The sequence below is a fragment of the Clostridium sp. AM34-11AC genome, assembly GCF_003435375.1.
GTDB classification, from domain to species: Bacteria; Bacillota; Clostridia; order Lachnospirales; family Lachnospiraceae; genus Pilosibacter; species Pilosibacter fragilis.
Map to the genome: position 1 here is coordinate 14,494 of NZ_QWGL01000023.1, position 13,908 is coordinate 28,401.

The 13,908-nt window shown below is 41.6% G+C and carries 13 protein-coding genes and 5 pseudogenes; 2 read left to right on the forward strand and 16 right to left on the reverse strand.

What is annotated here, in order from left to right; all coding sequences use genetic code 11:
- Positions 1 to 60: 60 nt before the first annotated feature.
- Positions 61 to 1,365, forward strand: a complete 1,305-nt coding sequence (locus DW826_RS12745) for a Na+/H+ antiporter NhaC family protein (RefSeq protein ID WP_117552918.1) — start codon at positions 61 to 63, stop codon at positions 1,363 to 1,365.
- A 113-nt stretch (positions 1,366 to 1,478) separates the two neighbouring features.
- Here the strand turns inward: DW826_RS12745 and DW826_RS12750 are convergent.
- The 14 genes and pseudogenes from DW826_RS12750 to DW826_RS12830 all read right to left on the reverse strand — a co-directional run.
- Positions 1,479 to 1,682 (reverse strand): annotated as a pseudogene (locus tag DW826_RS12750) (hypothetical protein); the annotation flags it as partial.
- 69 nt (positions 1,683 to 1,751) lie between these two features.
- A pseudogene (locus tag DW826_RS12755) lies at positions 1,752 to 1,853 on the reverse strand (Maff2 family protein); the annotation flags it as partial.
- 416 nt (positions 1,854 to 2,269) lie between these two features.
- Positions 2,270 to 2,386 (reverse strand): annotated as a pseudogene (locus DW826_RS12760) (plasmid mobilization relaxosome protein MobC); the annotation flags it as partial.
- Between the two features lie 212 nt (positions 2,387 to 2,598).
- Positions 2,599 to 3,396, reverse strand: coding sequence for a class I SAM-dependent methyltransferase (locus DW826_RS12765; RefSeq protein ID WP_117485902.1), 798 nt, complete (start codon positions 3,394 to 3,396; stop codon positions 2,599 to 2,601).
- 559 nt (positions 3,397 to 3,955) lie between these two features.
- Complete coding sequence (locus DW826_RS12775; protein ID WP_117552919.1) at positions 3,956 to 5,167, reverse strand: site-specific integrase; 1,212 nt, start codon at positions 5,165 to 5,167, stop codon at positions 3,956 to 3,958.
- A gap of 147 nt (positions 5,168 to 5,314) precedes the next feature.
- Positions 5,315 to 6,532: a site-specific integrase gene (locus tag DW826_RS12780; RefSeq protein ID WP_009272631.1), complete on the reverse strand. Its 1,218-nt coding sequence runs from the start codon at positions 6,530 to 6,532 to the stop codon at positions 5,315 to 5,317.
- 84 nt (positions 6,533 to 6,616) lie between these two features.
- Positions 6,617 to 6,847: a helix-turn-helix domain-containing protein gene (locus DW826_RS12785; RefSeq protein ID WP_008728422.1), complete on the reverse strand. Its 231-nt coding sequence runs from the start codon at positions 6,845 to 6,847 to the stop codon at positions 6,617 to 6,619.
- A gap of 537 nt (positions 6,848 to 7,384) precedes the next feature.
- The gene (locus tag DW826_RS12795) at positions 7,385 to 7,798 is read right to left on the reverse strand and encodes a sigma-70 family RNA polymerase sigma factor (protein WP_117552920.1); all 414 of its coding nucleotides are present in this window, start codon (positions 7,796 to 7,798) and stop codon (positions 7,385 to 7,387) included.
- Between the two features lie 507 nt (positions 7,799 to 8,305).
- A complete protein-coding gene (locus DW826_RS12805; RefSeq protein ID WP_117510411.1) occupies positions 8,306 to 8,491 on the reverse strand; it encodes a cysteine-rich KTR domain-containing protein in 186 nt (61 codons plus the stop codon).
- 1 nt (position 8,492) lies between these two features.
- Positions 8,493 to 8,786 (reverse strand): annotated as a pseudogene (locus DW826_RS12810) (YjdF family protein); the annotation flags it as partial.
- Positions 8,787 to 8,805: 19 nt separating this feature from the next.
- Positions 8,806 to 10,335 (reverse strand): ABC-F family ATP-binding cassette domain-containing protein, encoded by a 1,530-nt coding sequence (locus DW826_RS12815; RefSeq protein WP_117494669.1) that lies wholly within the window; start codon positions 10,333 to 10,335, stop codon positions 8,806 to 8,808.
- Between the two features lie 629 nt (positions 10,336 to 10,964).
- Positions 10,965 to 11,435, reverse strand: coding sequence for a GyrI-like domain-containing protein (locus tag DW826_RS12820; RefSeq protein ID WP_117494627.1), 471 nt, complete (start codon positions 11,433 to 11,435; stop codon positions 10,965 to 10,967).
- Positions 11,432 to 11,674, reverse strand: coding sequence for a DUF3781 domain-containing protein (locus DW826_RS12825; protein ID WP_006777329.1), 243 nt, complete (start codon positions 11,672 to 11,674; stop codon positions 11,432 to 11,434). Before DW826_RS12825 ends, DW826_RS12820 begins: the two co-directional genes overlap by 4 nt.
- Before the next feature lie 230 nt (positions 11,675 to 11,904).
- Positions 11,905 to 12,165 carry a competence protein TfoX gene (locus DW826_RS12830; RefSeq protein WP_094030748.1) on the reverse strand — a complete coding sequence of 87 codons (261 nt, stop codon included), beginning with the start codon at positions 12,163 to 12,165 and terminating at the stop codon, positions 11,905 to 11,907.
- A gap of 19 nt (positions 12,166 to 12,184) precedes the next feature.
- On the opposite strand from DW826_RS12830, the pseudogene DW826_RS19000 reads away from it, so the two are divergent.
- Positions 12,185 to 12,418 (forward strand): annotated as a pseudogene (locus tag DW826_RS19000) (recombinase family protein); the annotation flags it as partial.
- 177 nt (positions 12,419 to 12,595) lie between these two features.
- Here the strand turns inward: DW826_RS19000 and DW826_RS12840 are convergent.
- Positions 12,596 to 13,009, reverse strand: a complete 414-nt coding sequence (locus DW826_RS12840; protein ID WP_117552921.1) for a sigma-70 family RNA polymerase sigma factor — start codon at positions 13,007 to 13,009, stop codon at positions 12,596 to 12,598.
- Positions 13,010 to 13,446: 437 nt separating this feature from the next.
- Positions 13,447 to 13,908 (reverse strand): hypothetical protein, encoded by a 462-nt coding sequence (locus tag DW826_RS12850; RefSeq protein ID WP_117552939.1) that lies wholly within the window; start codon positions 13,906 to 13,908, stop codon positions 13,447 to 13,449.

The following is a 13,908-nucleotide window of genomic DNA, read 5'->3' on the forward strand; positions in this document are numbered from 1 at the left end:
TGCGGTATCATGGCATGGTATAGTTTGGGATAAATAAAAGGGGTAGAGAGGGATTAAGAAATGGAAAAAAGAAACGCAAAAGCCTTATTGCCTATCGCGGTGTTTGTGGTTTTATATCTGGGACTGGGGATTCTGTTTGAATATGGCCTGAATATCGAGATGGGATTTTACAAAATTCCTGTTGTGATTATATTTTTGCTTGCACTGCTTGTTGCATGTCTGCAAAACCGGAAATTAAGCCTGAATGATAAACTGAAAATAATGGGAGTTGGAATCAGCGATCCGAACATTATTACCATGATCATTATATTTATGCTGGCTGGAATTTTTGTGGGTGTTGTTGGAAGAACATCAGCAAACAGTGTGGCATATTTTATTCTGTCACTGATACCGCCTCAGTTCTCGGTTGTGGTGCTTTTTGTAGTAAGTTGTTTTGTATCACTTGCAATGGGGACTTCCGTAGGAACCATTACTTTAATTACCCCGATTGGAATAGCCGTGTCGCGAGCATCGGGGTTTGACCTGCCGCTTTGTATTGCGACAGTCATGGGTGGTGCAATGTTTGGGGATAATCTGTCCTTTATCTCTGATACGACAATTGCCGCGTGTAATGGACAGGGTTGTAAGATGACAGATAAATTTAAGGAAAATTTCTTCATTGCACTTCCGGCAGCAATTGTCAGTCTGGTGATTATTTACAATCTGTCTGTGAAAAATTACAGTGGCGGAGTTGTGCAGGAAGAATATCATCTGATACAGGCCATTCCTTATATACTGGTACTGGCGGGAGGTATTCTTGGCTTAAATGTGTTCCTGGTACTGATTACAGGAATCATAAGTGGCTCCATCATCATGATTGCGACAGGGATGATCGTGCCGACGGATTTGCTTGGAAATATGGGAGACGGGGCAGCAGGCATGTTTGAAACCAGCATGGTTGCCATTCTGGTAGCGTCTATCTGTGCACTGATCAAAGAATATGGTGGATTTGCTGCTCTGCTATATTGGATAAAAAAAGTGTTTAAAGGGAGAAAAGGCGGACTCCTTGGCATGGGTCTGTTGGTAGGTCTGATGGATATTGCAACGGCGAATAATACAGTCGCAATTGTTATGGCAAATCCAATTGCAAAAGAAATGTCAGGAAACTACGGAATCAGCAATAAGAAAGCAGCATCTATTCTGGATACATTTTCCTGTATCTTTCAGGGAATTCTTCCTTATGGAGCACAGATGCTGGTTGCCATCTCAGCGGCTTCCGGCCTGGGTGAGACAGTCAGTGCATTTGATATTCTGCCAAGGTTGTTTTACCCGTATATGTTGTTCATCAGTTCCCTTGTCTTTATTTCTTTTGAAAAAAATGCATAACTGGAAAAACAGATAGAAAAAGAAGGCGAAAGCAATATTCGGAGAATGTCATGCCCATGTAATCATGGACGGAATCAATTATAAAGCAGCAGTGGCCGCTTCGATCTGCTTCTTATCGGCACCATGATGGAATTGGACAGATTCTCAATCATATTGAAAATACTGCCATTCCATCCCTGTGGGGTCTGTCCGACCTGTACGGATATATCCGCGACCTGTTGGTTTACGCTGTCAAACATCCCCGAAAGGTTGCTCATAATACCGCCCACCAGCATTTCTTTCAGCCAATTTGTCAGGGCTTCAAGTAAGAAATCCATACGGTGTCAACCTCCTTTCCGCCGCCCCCGCAGAGCTGCGGGAGCGGCAAGGATTTCATGCAGGAAAACTTAGACAGAGAACAGCCCGGAAAGCAGAGGTACAAGGACCATGCCGACTACGGCTACACCAGCGCCGGCCATGAGCTGCTTCATGCCCTGAGATTTTGCGCCAGATAGCGATAGGTAATCCTTTGATATAATCTCCAGATTTTCCCCCGCTCCACACCGTGCATGTAACTTTCACCGCACACGGCGTTCCATCGAATTCAACAGCCAGGGTTTTTCATATACGATTTACACACTTTGTAACAGCATAATTATCAAAGAATGATTACAGGCATTTCAGCCATGGTTCGAAGTTTGCTAAGTTTTGCAAGTTTAGAATCATCTAATTGCAGTTAGTTCAGATGCTGAACGAGCTTCTATAAACCTCTATTGCCTTATCTACAAACAGGTATTCTTCAAAAATTTCAATTACCATCTCAAAGGTCATTATTTATGCTCAACCTCTTTATCACACTTATTTTTTCTGCCTCCATTATCCAGTATTACCACCAAGAAAACAATGATACCTCTAAAAAGAAAAAGCGGAGGAAGGTGCTCAAATTCTCTGTCCCGTATTGCTGTATCTTTTGATGGATCAGCTCCAGTTCTTCTGCGGACACCCAAAACAAAACCGGAATATCCCGCTTGCGCTTTGCCATGGTTATCGCTCCGGCTCCCGTTTCTTCGGAGCGGCAGGCTTATGGGCAGGCAGCTCCTGTTTGAGCTTATCCCATACTAAGGGACGGGACGGTTCCAGTTTTTCTCTCTGGGGGCACCCTTGACCGGCTAAGGCACTTCGCCCTTAACCCGAACGGAGTTTTTGCTTGCACCTTGCGTAAGGCTCTTCCTTTTCAATCCGACAAACTTGAATTTAACATTTTCTCGCTAATTGTAAATCAATAGTATCATGGATTTTTATTATACCACCATGGTTGTTAATTGCTTCTTTAATTTTAGCAAAGAACTCTGTTCTTATACTTTCTTCAATTGCAATATGGTTTGAATATGTTCCAAGAAGTTCAATATACTCATTTGCGGAAAATACTCGTTCTCGATAAAATAACTCATATCTAATATCTGAAAAACCATATTTACTTGCAATCATTGCTATCTCTTTTGCCTGCTGTTCCGTATATCCAGATATTGTTTCACGTTCTTTATTGTAATACTTATTGTAATACAGGTCATAAATCTTATCTATTTCTTGTGAAAGCTCTACATTTTCTTTATCACGATACGGATGGTTCGCAAAACGTGCAAAAGCACCACCATTTTTCAGCATAGAAAATACTTTTTCGTATCCGATTTTCTCTGGTACCCAATGAAAGGCAGTTGCAGAAAATACTAAATCAAAGGTATTGTCCTCAAACACTGTATCTTCAAATTTACCTGTAATGACTGAAAATTTTTGATACTCATTAAATTTATCTTTTAACAATTCAGAAAATCGTTTTCCACATTCTACTGCCGTCAATTGACATCCAGTTGCTAAAATTGGAGCCGTTGCTTGGCCTCCACCACTTCCCACCTCAACCACATTGCTATTTTCGTTAATAGGAATATAGTCAAGCAATGTTTGATACAATTCTTTTACATAACCAGGACGTGACTTCTCATATGTAGACGAAACTGTATCAAACGTCCATTCTAATCCTTTCAAAGCTGGCATTGCAACACACCTCCAAATCCAGATTTATATCGCTGTTCTTACTATTTCTATCAGATATTACCTACAGATTCCATAGCTTCATAGCTCAAAACCGTTCATCCGCAAACTGTTTAGCTATGTAAAGTGACGGCCCTTCCTGATGCCGGAATCTTTTCCCACCATGACAAAAATCACCCTCAAAAATACCCCCGAAATTGCTCTCTGGTTGTCCTATTTTTTAACCACTAAGGCCGTTTTTTGACCCCATTTTTGCCGGTTGTCCTATATTTAACCACTAAAACTCCAGTGAAAACGGCTCTCGTTTGGTCAAATGAGGTCAAACTATATCAGCCCGTTTAGGTATAAGAAAACCCCGGAAAACCTTGATTTTCCAGGGTTTTTGAACCATTTTGATATAGTCTGAGCAGTCGATTATCGCTTGCTGAACTGCGGAGCGCGACGAGCTGCTTTGAGACCGTATTGCGCGAGTTTTTGAGCTGTTTTCCCTTGATATTCCGGGCTTTTCCGGCTTTCTGCCTCTCAGTTATCCGGTGTGCGGACCATAAAAAACGGCCTTTTTTCATTCAGCAATAGCCTGATGAAACGCACCATTTACTACCCCAAACAACTCCTCTGGTTTATTGTACTTCACTTTTGCATAGATGTCCATAGTTGTTTTGCTGTTTTCGTGTCCGGCAAGGTATTGGACGGTCTTTGGATCAACACCAGCATAGAGAAGATTGGTAATGTAAGTGTGCCGCAGCTGATGCGGGGTTACATCAAAGTCCAGCGTATATCTGATTTTGGGTTGATTTTTCTGGGTCATGCCCAGCGTTGGGGTAACCGTGTATTTGATGCTCTGCCCATTCACATACTTATAATAGTTCCGGGGCTTAGTGGAGCGAACAACGACATACTGCCACACTCTTTGAAACTGCGAAGCAGCCAGTGGCTCTCCTTTACTGTCAGCGATCACATAATCTGATATGGAATTTTCTTTCGCTTCTCTCAGACAATCCACCAAACACTTCGGTATCGGAATATCCCTTTTTGCCGCCGGAGTCTTTAGCACGGTAGAAACCACGGGTCTGTTATGCTCTGTACGCCATGCCCGCCTCACCGATAGATAAGGTGTATCCTCGTCCAGAAATACACAATCCCATTGCAGTGCAAGAATTTCTTCCCGGCGCAGACCGGAATACAAACCGAGCATAATAAACAAATATGGAGGAAGCCCCTTGACTGTATCCAGAAGCACGGCTACCTGCTGATCTGTCAATGCCTCTCTCTTTTTTGATGGTTTTCCGCCCTTGCCCGATATTCCCGCACAGGGATTGTGTTCAAGAATTTGGTTTCTCTCTGCCGCATAAAAAATGCACTTGAGTAGCATATTGACCTTATTGTATAAACCTTCCGATTTCTTTGACAATGGAACAAGCGCCAGCCGAATATCGTCAGCGGTCACTTCTTCCATATACATCTCTCCCAGAGGTTTTATGATATAGTTTGTCATATCCCTCGTATAACCTCTGAGTGTAGACGCAGACACCTTTGCCGACTGCATCAGCAGCCACTTCTCTCCATACTCGGCTACTGTCGGGTGCTGTCGATGAAAGATAATTTCTTCCACCTGCTTCCGGGCCTCTAACTGCTTCTCATACAATTCTTCACAAGTTGCGGCATACAAACTCAACTCTTTGCCATCTGCATCCGTAATCCTGGTTCTGTAATACTGGATTCCTTTCAATGTAATGGTCCCGTACTTCGGGATCTGTGTTTTCTTTTTTGCCATCTTTGATCGTCCTTTCTTGATAATGTGTAGTCTCCGTATCTACACTCTCTTTTTATCAGAAAGCCTCGACTTAATCAAAGATACGGCTGAGGTAAAACAAAGAGCGAGACATCCTTGCCTCGCTCCTGCTTCATTTCCTATTTGTTATTACTGTGCTGCATCCCAGCTTGCAAACGCACAGTTCATTGATCTGACCAGCTCATCTGGTCTGTTGTACTTAACCTTTGCATAAATGTCCATGGTAATCTTGCTGCTTTCATGGCCTGCCAGGTATTGAACCGTTTTGGGATCTACCGATGCATGAATGAGATTGGTAATGTAAGTATGCCGCAGCTGATGGGGTGTTACTTCAAAGTCCAGACTGTAAACCACTTTTCCGTTATGAGCAGCCTTTTCTCCCAAGACAGGTGTGACAGTATGCTTTACTCTTTTTCCATCTTCATACCGATAATAGCTCCGCTCCTTGACCGTCCTCGTAACAATATACTGCCAAAGTCGCTTAAACTGCGTGTAGGACAGCGGTTCGCCATCCCTGTTTGAAACCACATACTCCGAAGTCGAAGTTTCCTTTGCTGCTTTCAAACACTCAGCCAAGCAAACAGGAAGGGGGATATTTCTCTCCGCAGCCTTGGTTTTCAATTCATCCGAAATCACCGGTCTGTTATGTTCGGTGTGCCATGCCCGTCTTACTGTCAGATATGGAGTATCTGTATCCAGATATACTGAATCCCATTGCAGAGCAAGAATTTCTTCCCGGCGTAGCCCTGCATATAAACCAATCATGACAAAGACATAAGGCGGCAAATCTCGGATAGCATCCAAAAGGCGCTCCACCTGTTCATCTGTCAAAGCCTGACGATCCTCTTGTGGAACACCGCCACCTTTTGTTGTCAGATAAATCGTTGGGTTGTGGTCAATAATCCTGCTTTCCATCGCTGCGCGAAAGATAGATTTGTAAAGGATTACCACAGATTTATAAACCGATGCAGATTTTTTGGAAACCGGAACAAGGGCAAGCTGAATATCATCCAGGCTAACCTCACCCATCCGTTTATCTCCCAATTCCGCTATAATATGCCGCCTAACCTTTGAGGTGTAATCCGTCAAAGTAGTAGCTCGTACATGAACCGACTGCATCAGCAGCCACTTTTCACAATACTCTGCAACTGTGGGCGTTTTCCGATGAAAAGTGGCATTCTCAATCTGTTCCAACGCAAGCGTTTCTTTGTTGTATAGTTCTTCAGGTGTTTTTGCGTAGATAGCTACGAGCTTACCATTCGCGTCTTTGATTCTGGTCCTATAATATAGGACACCTCTTTTCATAACTGTGCCATATTGAGGAATTATTGTTTGCCGTTTGGCCAATTCCGTCACCTCCTAAGAATAGACTCCAGGGTTGTATCTATGTTTTATCAGACCATTATGATTTCGACAAGGATACGGACCGGCTCACACTCCAGCTCTGCGAGGTTTACGATAAGTTGCGTTCTTTTCTGCTGGCTTTGCTCTGTGGGTGCATTTTGCGATATACTCCTGAAGTCCCGCTGAGGTAAAATACACACAGCCATTCTGCACATATTGCACATAAGAAATAAGGCCATTGTTACGGGCCGCGTCCAGCGTTGCAATGCTGATACCCAAAATTTCTGCCGCTTCTTTTCGCGTAATAAGTTTTTCCATAAAGCATATTTCCTCCAATCTGTCAAGTTTGTCATCGTGTTTGTTCAAAATCACATGAATACGCTGGCAGCCGAAACTGCCAGCGCATGGTATCTGATTTTGAACAGAAAGCGGCAAACGCTTCCTATTTATATTTCTCAGCTTTCGTCACATTTGCCACGCCCCCTGACGATGGGAACACAACAGGTCTCCGCTGGCGCGGCTGTCATAACTCCGCAGCATCGTTCGTATCGTGTGCCGCAGGGTTCCCCCCAAGTCTTTGGCGGGCCGTGAGGAAGTATCTTTAAGCCCCCATGCAGTCATCGCGCCAAATCTGCCACAATCCGTTTTATGAAATCGTAGATCGCTCCGAAGCAGTTCTTTCATCACCTCCCTGACTGCTCCATCTTCGCGGCGTTTCATATTCGCTCGTACATGGGTTATGTACCTGTTGTGCTGTCTATTCGATTGTCAATGTACTTATGAAGGAGGAAAACTTGTCCTTCTTATTAACACTGACAAAAAAGGCAAAAAACAGGCGCATCAAATGAAATTTTATCAAAAATATTTTACAAGCTGCTTTAATCCACGGCGGATACTGTCTCGGACACGGCTTGGGTCTACACCTTCTACTTCGGCAATTTCATTTACCGTCATTCCCAGATAGTATCGGGCATAAATTCGCTTTGCCTGTTTCTCCGGCAGCTTCATCACAGCGGCATAGACCTGCTCCTGAAACTGTTTTTCCTCCAGAAGCATCTCCGGTGTCTGGGGCTTCATCAGAATCGCATTTTCAATGCCGTTGTCGCAGTCCAGGGAGTAGTACGCCTTATAGCGATACAGCTTTCGCTCATACGCAGCTTCCGCACGTTCAGCTGCTCGAATAGTCTCCATTACTTCCTCTGTCACATCTACAAAAAAGTCTGTTGTATAAACATCAGGATAAAGTTCCCGAAGGTTAATTTTCTTCATTATGTACCTCCATTTCGATTCACGGGTGATTGACGGGTGGATCGAATAGAGGCGGAGACCGACAACGGCAGACAACCGGGTCATCTCCGAAAAAATGGCAACAAAAAACGCCAGATTTCCGTGAGGGAAAACTGGCGCGCCAAGAACAGCCATTATTATACTGAATTACATGGAACGATAATGCCGATGCAATGTTATACTTGCCCGGAGGAGGAGCAATGCTTTTTTTAACTGATGTAGATCATGTGAGCTTTGAAAAAGCAAACGAGACACGGCAAAATAACCTCCAATCGGCTACCATGTCCCTGCAAGTCGTTATAGGTTTGTGTAAACGCAAAGAAACGGCGGCTCTGATTTCTCAAAACCGCCGCCAAAGTAAGTAGAGTAAGCGCACAAAATCAACCTGCCCAGCTACGGTTTTTTTCTTTCCCCATTGGGCGGGGCAGGCTCTCGTCGTATATTGAAATAAAAAAGGACCGATAACCACAAGTGAATTTACCTTGTGTATTATCGGCTCTGCGTCTGTGCGTCTGGCTCTTGAACGATGGATAAATTTAGTTTTCTTACCGTAATCAGGGTTTCATGTTTGCATTTAGGACAATATAACGGAAAGTTTTCCAGTACTGTATCATCGCGGATTTTCAATCGCGTTTTGCTGCCGCAAAAGGGGCATAAAATCCATTCTATCTTCATGTTATCTTCCTCTGTGCTTGGCTTTCTTCTTTTCCTGCCGTATGGCAAACTGACGGTCTTTCTCAGCCTCTTTCTGCTCACGGCTCTTGGTTTTCCGTTCCAGCTTACATTGCTCATGCTGGAGTTTCAACGCCTGCTGTGCCTTTGTGCCAATGCCTTTATCTTGCAGTTGACTTTGAATTTCGCGCTGCATTCGTTTGGGATTGATTTTTCGCTCTATGGCTACTTCGGTCTGGATCGGGGGACTGAATTTCAATTTATGCCAATTCTTCAGCAGAAAATCATAGACCTCATACTATACTTAATTCTATTTTCTATTTCTCGACACTAATAACTCTCTGTGCCCACTCACGATAAAATGCTTCTTCATGTGATACGAGCAATACAGTACCCGCAAAATCCATAAGAGCTGATTTCAATGCTTCCTTTGCCTGAACATCCAGATGATTTGTGGGTTCGTCCATAATTAGAAAATTGCAGGGAATCAGTGTTAGCAAACACATTTTTACTTTCGCCTGCTCACCTCCACTTAATGTTCCAATCGCTTGCATTGCGTGCTTACTGGAAATTCCACACCGGGCTAAATGTTTGCGAACATCTTTTATGACCATATCAGGATGGACATTGGAAACAATTTGAATTGGTGTCTGTTCAGGTTCGTCCCATATTAAGTCCTGCTCAAAATATCCAAGGGTAACTTGATCGGAAAATTTGAAATGACCTTGCATGGACGGGATTTGTCCAATTAATGTCTTGAGCAAAGTAGATTTCCCAATTCCATTAAAGCCAGTGATAACAACTTTTTGCCCGCCTTTTATGCTAAAATCAATATCTGATAGAACTGGATAGTGATAACCAACTGCCAGATGTTTGACCAGCAGATGCTCCGTATTTGTCAGCGGTAAAACAGGAAAATGAAAATAAGGAATAATCTCTTTCTGTTCCAAAGCCTCCATTTTGTCCATTCGATCAAGCTGTTTTTGTCGCCCTCTCGCCATTTTTGCTTTTCGTCCAGCAATATTTTTCCTAATGAACTCCTCTGTTTTTTTGATCTCCTTTTGTTGCGCTGAGTATTGACGAATGTAATCTTCCCGCAACAGTGTCTTTTTTCGCAGAAATTCAGAATAAGTGCCATAATACTTTGTTATTGTGTCATTATCTATATCGCAGATACGATTTGCGATTTTATCCAAAAAGTCAAAATCATGGGAAACAACTAAAAAAGCATTTTCCAAAGAGGATAGGTATTCCGCCAGCCATGCAACATGATCTTTATCAAGAAAATTTGTCGGCTCATCTAATAGCAATACATCTGGTTTTTCAAGCAGTAGCTTTGCCAAAATCACTTTTGCTCGCTGGCCGCCACTCATTTCAGCAATCGGACGGTCAAGGCCAATCGCAAGAAGTCCTAACCCATTGGCGACACGATCAATAGCGGTATCTATCGAATAAAAGTCATGGGCTTCAAGCTGTTCCTGATAACGGGCGGCCAGTTCAAGGCTTTTCATATCACCGTCAGCAGCTTTTTCATAGAGCTGCAACGCCTGTGCCTCCATTTCAAATAACTTTGTGAAAGCGGATTTGAGAAATTCTTTCATCGTTAAGGTATGGTCGATTTCCGCATATTGGTCTAAATAGCCAATCGTAGTATTCGGTTGCCAGACAATGCGCCCGCTGTCTGGTATGATCTGCTCTGTACAGATTTTGATTAAAGTGCTTTTGCCGGTTCCGTTCTGCCCGACAATGCCAATATGTTCTCCTCTATTGAGTGTGAAGCCTGCATTTTTGTAAAGCAGGTTTTCACCAAAAGAATGTGTTAGTCCTTCAATTTCTAATAAGCTCATTTTTAAAAAACCTTTCTTAATATATTTGGAAAAAAGAAAAGGCAGAAAGCAGAGATACACAAGTGTATCCGCCTTCTGCCTTTGGCATAGCAACGCCAAAAACAAAAGGCTATGGACAAAACATTGTCCATAGCCTCGTACACATTATAACTGCATGGAAAGCCATTTTCTCAAAATGGGTATAAAATCCCCTTTATGGCTTCCCGATGAAATCGAAATGCGTCATTTATACGCTATACTCTGCACAATGTTTCATCGGTTTGGATTGTACAGAGTTGATTTTCTTTTTACGCTGATCGGTTAAATGAAAGTTCATATCTTGCTCCCCTTTGGAGATATATTTTTATATAGAATAGCACAAACATTCTTCTTTGTCAATCTTATGAAATAATATATCATGTAATATCAATTTTATATCTAATTTTGGATTATTCGCATAACCACTATACTTTCAAGCATTTTGGAGTATAGAAAACCATTCATTTTACCACTAATTTACCACGATTGAATGAGCCTTGATATGACTATAAAATAACACCCAAAAGACATCATTACACCTAAATGGTGTCTTTTTAAAAGCAGTCAATCCTAAGACTAACTGCTTTGTGTGTATGGATATGGAATTGCTTCTAATCTTGAATAGGTATCCAAATTTCAATAACTGAATTATCTCTATTCCAATGGAAACGGTAATCATATTTTTCAAAGTGCAGGATAATATTTTTTATAGGGGTATATGGTGTATTAGGAATAATTTCCTGATAAATTTTTCTATAAGTTTCATATATTTTCCCCATAGCACCAATATGCTCCACGACCAAATATTTATATGACGGTATTTCTTTATACAGAAAGTTGTCTGGAAGAATAGTTCTCTTTGGTATAGAACAGAAATAATAAAGGTTTCCATTTCTTCGTTCCATAAAAGCATATTTTACCCAATTTCCCGATTGTGAAAGATATGATTTCTTCAAACTACTGTTAAATTTTCTCCAAAACTGTGTACTAATCTGAATATTCTTTTTTTGATAATTAGTCAGTTCTACTTCCTGCCCAATAACTGCAAATGCATTTAATTCCTTTATAGAAAAATTCATCATTTTACTTTGTGAGCAGTGATAACGGTATAACTGTACGCATTTACCGTTATAATACAATTATCAATCGTTATATACCAGTTTTTCCCTTTTCTTATGATTTTCGCATTAGAAAGACTGATTTTTTCTTTACACCATTCAATCACGTTTTCTACATTCAAAGATAAGTTCTTTTTAATTCGAATAACGCCAAGTTCAGTTGTATGAAGTCTATCCAAGTTTTCCAGTAATTCATTTGCCATATTTTGACACCTCATTTTTCAACAGATTTATTTGTATATTTCATATCCCAATTATATCATTCTCATATCAGCACTACAATAAAATTTTATGCTTCAATAATCTTGTTAAAAAGTTCTAAGAGTATATCATTTCATCACTCCAATCTATAATTTTGGTAAGAAAAAAGCAGTCAATCCTAAGACTAACTGCTTTGTGTGTATGGATATGAAATTGTCAAGTTAGAAACTGTTTATTTTTTCTTTTTAGGTTTTGGCGTTGGTAGTTCATCATACATCACATTAAATAACCCCGTCAGAAAATCTTTATTATCAATTTCTTCCACCAATAACATTTCTTTGGCATTTTCGTATGGAATTTCATAAGTAACTGTTGGCATATAAGAAATTGCAGACTTTGTTGGTTTTACCAGTAACCTATCATCATATATACCGCCAACGATTTTTCCACGATAATAGATAATAAATTCTCCCATCATTGCACGATATGTTATTTCTTGTAAATCATATTACATTGCCTACGCTAACAAAAAAATTGAAGAACTGGACACCCGACGCCAGACCATTTCAAAGGCAATCGCTGAATTGAGCGTTGAAATCATATCTCCCCAGCAGATAAAGAAGTTATCCTATTATCTCGACAACTGGGACAGCATAGATTTTGACGACAAAAGAAAAGCCGCCGATGGTTTGATCTCTACGATCAAGGCCACCAGCGACCGTGTTCAGATAGAGTGGAAAATCTGACATTTCTGCTCTATCGCCCCTCATTTCTATTTTATCTTGTTTGTACCCCTTGTACACCGATGTTTTCTTCACTCAAAGATAGCTTTACAAAATACACCTCTAAGGCTACTACAATAGGTAGGGCACAAGGTCTTATGCAGAAGCACTTTGAGACCTTGCGCCCTCTGTTATTCTACCCTAAAAATACTTTGCCAGCTGCTTCAGACCACGCCGGATGCTGTCACGGACACGGCTTGGATCTACACCTTCTACTTCGGCAATTTCATTTACCGTCATTCTCAGATAGTATCGGGCATAAATTCGCTTTGCCTGCTTCTCCGGCAGCTTCATCACAGCGGCATAGACCTGCTCCTGAAACTGTTTTTCCTCCAGAACCATCTCCGGTGTTTGCGGCTTCAACAGCACCGCATTTTCAATGCCATTCTCGCAATCCAGAGAATACTGTGCTTTATAACGATACATCTTTCGCTCATACGCAGCCTCCGCACGTTCAGCTGCTCGAATAGTCTCCATTACTTCCTCTGTCACATCTACAAAAAAGTCTGTTGTATAAACATCAGGATAAAGTTCCCGAAGGTTAATTTTCTTCATTATGTACCTCCATTTCGATTCACGGGTGATTGACGGGTGAAGCGAATGGAGGCGGAGACCGACACCGGCAGACAACCGGGTCATCTCCGAAAAAATGGCAACAAAAAACGCCAGATTTCCGTGAGGGAAAACTGGCGCGCCAAGAACAGCCATTATTATACTGAATTACATGGAACGATAATGCCGATAAGTAGTCATATCTCCCCGGAGGAGGAGCAAGACTTTTTTTAATTGGTGCAGCTCATGGGTGCTATGAATGACGAAAATTGACATGGCGGTATCCTCCTATATACCGCCCTCCTGATTGCATAAGCATCGGTCCGAAAAGCAAAAAGAAACGGCGGCTATGATTGTCTCAAAGCTGCCGCTCCATAGGCGCGTGGAAATGTGTCTGCTGTACGACGGCTTTTTTTCTTTTGCCGTCGTACAGCAGAGTATTATTCAATATTTAATTCAATGTTTCCAGTGAAATGCTCACATTCAATACCGATATAGTTTCCACCTTCAGGGAGTGTAATTGTATCACTATATGTTCCGGTTATTTCAAACAAAGTGACTGCTTCATCAGCTCCAGAAATCCAAAATACTTTTGCAGTTCCCTCCGTAACCTCCAGCGCGCAGTCAATAGACAGATCCTTACCAGCTTCACGCTTTATGGAAGTTCCGCCGAACAAATACTCTGTATCTGAAAAATCCTCATAGTTGGCTGTATAGCTTCCTGTATAATCATCAATTCCTTTTTCTTTCGTACCTTGTAAGGATGAATTTCCGGTAAGCGCTATGGAACCAGCAGACTGAACAATATTGTTATACTGATCGAGAAATTCGTCTTTTGTACAACCTGAAAGCACAGAAGCACCCAATAGTATCAGGCATAATGATAAAACTATTTTCTTCAC

What these genes read in the sequence shown, in the direction of transcription:
- DW826_RS12840 (WP_117552921.1), bottom strand. Translation starts at nt 13,009, where the DNA reads ATGAAGAAAATTAACCTTCGGGAACTTTATCCTGATGTTTATACAACA.
- DW826_RS12795 (WP_117552920.1), bottom strand. Translation starts at nt 7,798, where the DNA reads ATGAAGAAAATTAACCTTCGGGAACTTTATCCTGATGTTTATACAACA.
- DW826_RS12820 (WP_117494627.1), bottom strand. Translation starts at nt 11,435, where the DNA reads ATGATGAATTTTTCTATAAAGGAATTAAATGCATTTGCAGTTATTGGG.
- DW826_RS12785 (WP_008728422.1), bottom strand. Translation starts at nt 6,847, where the DNA reads ATGGAAAAACTTATTACGCGAAAAGAAGCGGCAGAAATTTTGGGTATC.
- DW826_RS12825 (WP_006777329.1), bottom strand. Translation starts at nt 11,674, where the DNA reads ATGGCAAATGAATTACTGGAAAACTTGGATAGACTTCATACAACTGAA.
- DW826_RS12805 (WP_117510411.1), bottom strand. Translation starts at nt 8,491, where the DNA reads ATGAAGATAGAATGGATTTTATGCCCCTTTTGCGGCAGCAAAACGCGA.
- DW826_RS12815 (WP_117494669.1), bottom strand. Translation starts at nt 10,335, where the DNA reads ATGAGCTTATTAGAAATTGAAGGACTAACACATTCTTTTGGTGAAAAC.
- DW826_RS12765 (WP_117485902.1), bottom strand. Translation starts at nt 3,396, where the DNA reads ATGCCAGCTTTGAAAGGATTAGAATGGACGTTTGATACAGTTTCGTCT.
- DW826_RS12745 (WP_117552918.1), top strand. Translation starts at nt 61, where the DNA reads ATGGAAAAAAGAAACGCAAAAGCCTTATTGCCTATCGCGGTGTTTGTG.
- DW826_RS12775 (WP_117552919.1), bottom strand. Translation starts at nt 5,167, where the DNA reads ATGGCAAAAAAGAAAACACAGATCCCGAAGTACGGGACCATTACATTG.